A 4,983-nucleotide genomic window follows, 5' to 3' on the forward strand; every position below is an offset into this window, starting at 1 on the left:
GCCCAAGGGCGCGCTTCTTCGTTGCAGGCATCAGCCACCCATGGGGTGGCTCTACAGCGTCGCGGTAACCGTAGAGCCACCCCATGGGTGGCTGCACGACCAACGATCCGACGATGGCGTCAGAACGCCACCGACCAGTCCAGCTGCGCCCCCACATCGCGCTGCCCATCGCCGTCACGCCCCTGCACCTGCAGCGACACGCGGCTGTTGGCGCTCGGGCTCACCGCCACCCCCAGCTGCGCCAGCACGCTGCTGCGTGCCAGCGGTGCACCGGCGATGGTGAAGTCCTGCGACCCATCGACGAAGCGGGCGGTGGTGGTCGGCAGCCGGTCACCGTCGGCGTACTGCCAACCCACGCGTGCGCTGAGCACCGCGCGGTCCTGCAGGCCACCGCTGATGTCCCAGTCCGCCTTCAATGCGGCCAGCCCGGTGCGGTAGGTGCTGTCGCCCGAGGCCAGGCGCAGCGCGCTGTCACCACCGCGTTCCTGGCTGCCGTCGCTTTCCAGGCGCACCTGGGCCAGCTCGATTTCCGGGGTCAGCTGCAGGCGCGGACCCCCGAAGCTCCAGCCGGCGCGCACGAACGCGGTGGTGCCGGTGGCATCTTCGCGGGCCAGCAACTGCTCGCTGAAGGCCGTGCCGACCTGCGCGGTGCGGGTGGTGTCGGTGCGGTAGTCGGCGCGGGTCACGCCGCCACGCAGGCTCAGGCCCTGCCAGCGGTAGTGGGCATACACGCCGTACTCGGTGGCGTCGGTCTCGGCCACGGCCGCACGCTCGCGCAGGCGGTTGTCCACCTGCTGCTGGCCGGCGGCCACACCCAGTTCCAGCGCTTCGCCCACCTGCCAGCCGGCACCGGCCATCATGCCGTTCTGCTGGACGCGCGATGCCGCGTTCTCGGCCGACGCGTCGGTGCGCAGCTGGCCACCACTGCCGGCCAGCCACACGCTGACGCCCGGGGCGATGTCGCCGCTCATCGCGCGGCCATCCAGGTGGCGGTCGATGCCATCGTGCAGGAAGCGGTTCTGCAGCAGCGCGCCACGGGTGGCCGCATGCACTTCACCGGACAGGCTGTCGAAGGCCGGCACCACCTGCGGCACTTCCAGGCGCACCACCGCGTCGTACACGGCATTGCCATCGCCCAGCGCTTCCACGGCGGTCGCCACTTCGCGCTGGTTGGTGTTGACCACCACCTCCGGGAACGCCAGTTCCACGTCCGGCATCGACACGTCGTTGCGCGCCATCGTCAGGTACACGTTGTTGGCGTCATAGCTCAGCGTCGGGTCCAGGAACGCCAGGGTGCTGGTCGCGCCGGCGAAGGTGCCGTTGACGCCGCCCGCAGCGGTCAGCAGGCGGTAGCGGGTGGACGTTGCCCAGTCGCCGTTGGTGGCCACGGCCACGGTGTTGGCCTGGCCCAGCAGGGCGCTGCCACCGACCGAGACGAAGTCACTGGCCCCGTTGGCCGCCACGTCCACCTGGAAGGTCGCGCTGCTGTCGAAGTTCAGCACGCCGCTGATATCCAGGCGGCTGATCGCCGCGCCGGTGGTGCCCGGCGACAGCGTGCTGCCGCCGCTCACGAACACGTTGCCGAGCGAACCGTTGCCGGTCAGCCAGGCCCCCCGGGTGACCTGCACATCGCCACCGAGCGCGCCGGTCACGTTGAGCTGGCCCGCATTGACGACGGTGGTACCGGTGAACGCACTGCTGTCGCCACTCAGGGTCAGCGCATGACGGCCCTGACGCAGGAAGCCGCTGCCGCTGATCTGACCCGCGTAGTTCAGCACGCGGGTGGTGTCGGTCTCGAAGGTGCCGGCGCTGCCGATCTCGATGTTGCCGCCATTGAGTGCGTTGCCGGTCACGCGCAGGGTGCCGCCTTCCACGCGGGTCTCACCCACGGTGCCGCCGCCCAGGGTCAACGTGCCCGCATCGCGCTTGACCAGCATGGTGCTGCTGCCCCCGCTTACGTTGCCCGCCAGGGTGGCGCTGGCACCGCTGGCGACGTTCACCGCCACCTCGCCCAGCATCTGCACCGAATTGTTGAATGCCACGCCATCGGCCAGACCCAGCGTGGTGCCATCGGCCAGGCTCAGCCAGCCACCGCCCAGCGCCGCGCTGTGCTGCAGGTTCAAGGTGCCCGCGTCCACCTGCAGCGCGCCCGTCCAGCCGGTGCTGTCGCCGCGCAGCGTCAGCTCACCGGTGCCGGTCTTGAGCAGCGCGCCCGTGCCCGAGAACGCGCGGCTGGCGGTGAGGCTGCCGTCCACGTCGAAGGTCGAGTCGGCGCTGAGCAGTACCCCGGTGTCCAGGAACAGCTCAGTCCCCGTGCGCAGGGTGCCCCCCGCCATGTCGAAGCGGGTGGTGCCTGCGCCATCGAAGAACACCGCATTGGTGGTCTGGGTGCCGACGATCATCAGCGCGTTCGGGCCCACCGTGATCGTGCCGCTGGCAGCGGCGTTGCGGGCCAGGATGATGCCACCGCCGATCTCGGCCGTGGCACCGTCGGTCACCGTGAAGCTGCCCTGGCCGGCTTCGCCCACGCTCAACGAGTTGCTGACCCAGTTCGAGCCGGCACCGGAGACGAGGATGTCGCCACGGCTGCCCATAGACTGCCCGATCAGTACGTTGCCGGCCGTCGCGCTGGCCCCGGCAAGCACCTCATAGGTGCCTCGGCCCATGTTGCCCACCGTCAGGGTGCCGGTGTGGTTCGCGGCGCTGCCGGTGCCGCTCACCGTGATCCGGCCCACGCTGCCGGCCAGGTTGCCGACCAGGGCATCGCGCCCGCTGAGCAGGCCACCCGCGGTGACTTCAATGGTGCCGGAGCCAGCCTGGCCGGCGAACAAGGTGTTGCCGGTGTTCCACGTGCTGCCAGCGCCCTGGATCCGCACGGTGCCGGTGCTGCCGCCCATCGAGGCGATGTAGCTTTCGCGGTCGATGGTCATGCTGCCGCCGCCGAGGATCGAGAGCTCGCCGGTGCCGAAGTGGCCCACGCCGATGCTGTAGCGGGCGTTCCACTGCGAACCCACGCCATTGATCGTCGTGACGCCCAGCGAACCCACGTTGGTGCCCATGTAAAGCGTGTTGGTGTCCAGGCGGCCGCCGGCGAAGATATCCAGCCGTCCGGCACCGGTGTTGCCGATGTGCACTTCGTCGGCATCAGGCACGAGGGTGCCGGTGATCCGCACGCCGCCACTGTTGACGTAGGCCGTGTCGTTGGGGGTGTCGATGCCGCGGTCGGTCGGCACGCCGGCGCTCCAGTTGCCCGCCACATTCCACTCGCTGCCCGGGACACCGATCCAGTTCGACTGCACCGCGAAGGCAGCCGGTGCCATGCAGGCCAGCGCGATACCGGTGAACAGCGGCGCCAGGCGCGGTGCGCGGCGGCGATCGGTGCCGGCGCGGCTGCGGCCGCCACGGGCGAATTCGGAAACAACCTGCACGCACTTCAGCGCGTGATTGAAGACCACGCGATAGACATGATTCACAGCCAACCCCTGATGTTATGAAAACGATTCCCTGAGTTGGCAATAACGGCCGCTGGCTGAACGTCTTTAGGGTTTTGATTCACAGAATCTGAACAATTCAAGGAACAAGGTCGCAATTCAGAAATTTGGCTAGAAGTGGACAGGTGTGCCGCTCCAACCTCCGGCACGGGCCAGCCCCCGGCCGGCGGCCTTACAATGGAAGGCTGTCGTTCCCCTCACCTTGCCTGGAGTAAGCGATGTTCCCGCGTGACGTCCGCATCGAAACCTACGATCCCGAACTGGCCAAGGCCATCGCCGCCGAAACCCAGCGTCAGGAAGACCATGTCGAGCTGATCGCCAGCGAGAACTACACCAGCCCGGCGGTGATGGAAGCCCAGGGCAGCCAGCTGACCAACAAGTACGCCGAAGGCTATCCGGGCAAGCGCTACTACGGTGGCTGCGAGTACGTGGATATCGCAGAGCAGCTGGCGATCGACCGCCTCAAGCAGCTGTTCGATGCCGATTACGCGAACGTGCAGCCGCACAGTGGCTCCCAGGCCAACCAGGCGGTGTATTTCGCGCTCCTGCAGCCGGGCGACACCATCCTGGGCATGTCGCTGGCCCACGGTGGCCACCTGACCCATGGCGCCAAGGTCAATGCCTCGGGCAAGCTGTTCAACGCGGTCCAGTACGGCGTGAACGAGCAGGGCCTGATCGACTATGACGAAGTCGAGCGCCTGGCCCTGGAGCACAAGCCGAAGATGGTCGTGGCCGGCTTCTCGGCGTATTCGCAGGTGGTGGACTGGGCGCGCTTCCGCGCCATCGCCGACAAGGTCGGTGCCTACCTGTTCGTGGACATGGCCCACGTGGCCGGCCTGGTCGCCGCCGGCGTCTACCCGAGCCCGCTGCCGCACGCCCACGTGGTCACCTCGACCACCCACAAGACCCTGCGCGGCCCGCGCGGCGGCATCATCATCGCCAAGGGCGCCGGCGAAGAGATCGAGAAGAAGCTGCAGTCGATCGTGTTCCCGGGCATCCAGGGCGGCCCGCTGATGCACGTCATCGCCGCCAAGGCCGTGGCCTTCAAGGAAGCGCTGGAGCCGGGCTTCAAGGCCTACCAGCAGCAGGTGGTGAAGAACGCCCAGGCAATGGCCACCACGCTGATCGCGCGCGGTTACAAGATCGTCTCCGGCGGTACCGAGAACCACCTGATGCTGGTGGACATGATCGGCAAGGACGTGTCCGGCAAGGACGCGGAAGCCGCGCTGGGCAAGGCCCACATCACCGTCAACAAGAATTCGGTGCCCAACGACCCGCGCTCGCCGTTCGTGACCTCGGGCCTGCGCCTGGGTACCCCGGCGGTGACCACCCGTGGCTACGTGGAACAGGACTGCGTGGACCTGGCCAGCTGGATTGCCGACGTGCTCGACGCCCCGGCCGACGAGGGCGTGATCGCCCGCGTCCGCGACGCGGTCAGCGCGCAGTGCCGCAAGTACCCGGTTTACGGGTAATGGATGAAGCCCGGCAGCGG

The 4,983-nt window shown here is 68.4% G+C and carries 2 protein-coding genes; one reads left to right on the plus strand and one right to left on the minus strand.

The features are described from left to right. Positions 1-119 precede the first annotated feature (119 nt). The gene (locus ACREPD_RS21650) at positions 120-3,473 is read right to left on the minus strand and encodes an autotransporter domain-containing protein (protein WP_431601204.1); all 3,354 of its coding nucleotides are present in this window, start codon (positions 3,471-3,473) and stop codon (positions 120-122) included. 236 nt (positions 3,474-3,709) lie between these two features. Between ACREPD_RS21650 and glyA the strand changes: the two genes are divergently transcribed. Beyond that, positions 3,710-4,963, plus strand: coding sequence for a serine hydroxymethyltransferase (gene glyA, locus ACREPD_RS21655; protein ID WP_431601205.1), 1,254 nt, complete (start codon positions 3,710-3,712; stop codon positions 4,961-4,963). Positions 4,964-4,983 lie beyond the last annotated feature (20 nt).

It is taken from the genome of Stenotrophomonas sp. (assembly GCF_050737075.1).
In the GTDB taxonomy this organism is placed as follows: Bacteria; Pseudomonadota; Gammaproteobacteria; order Xanthomonadales; family Xanthomonadaceae; genus Stenotrophomonas.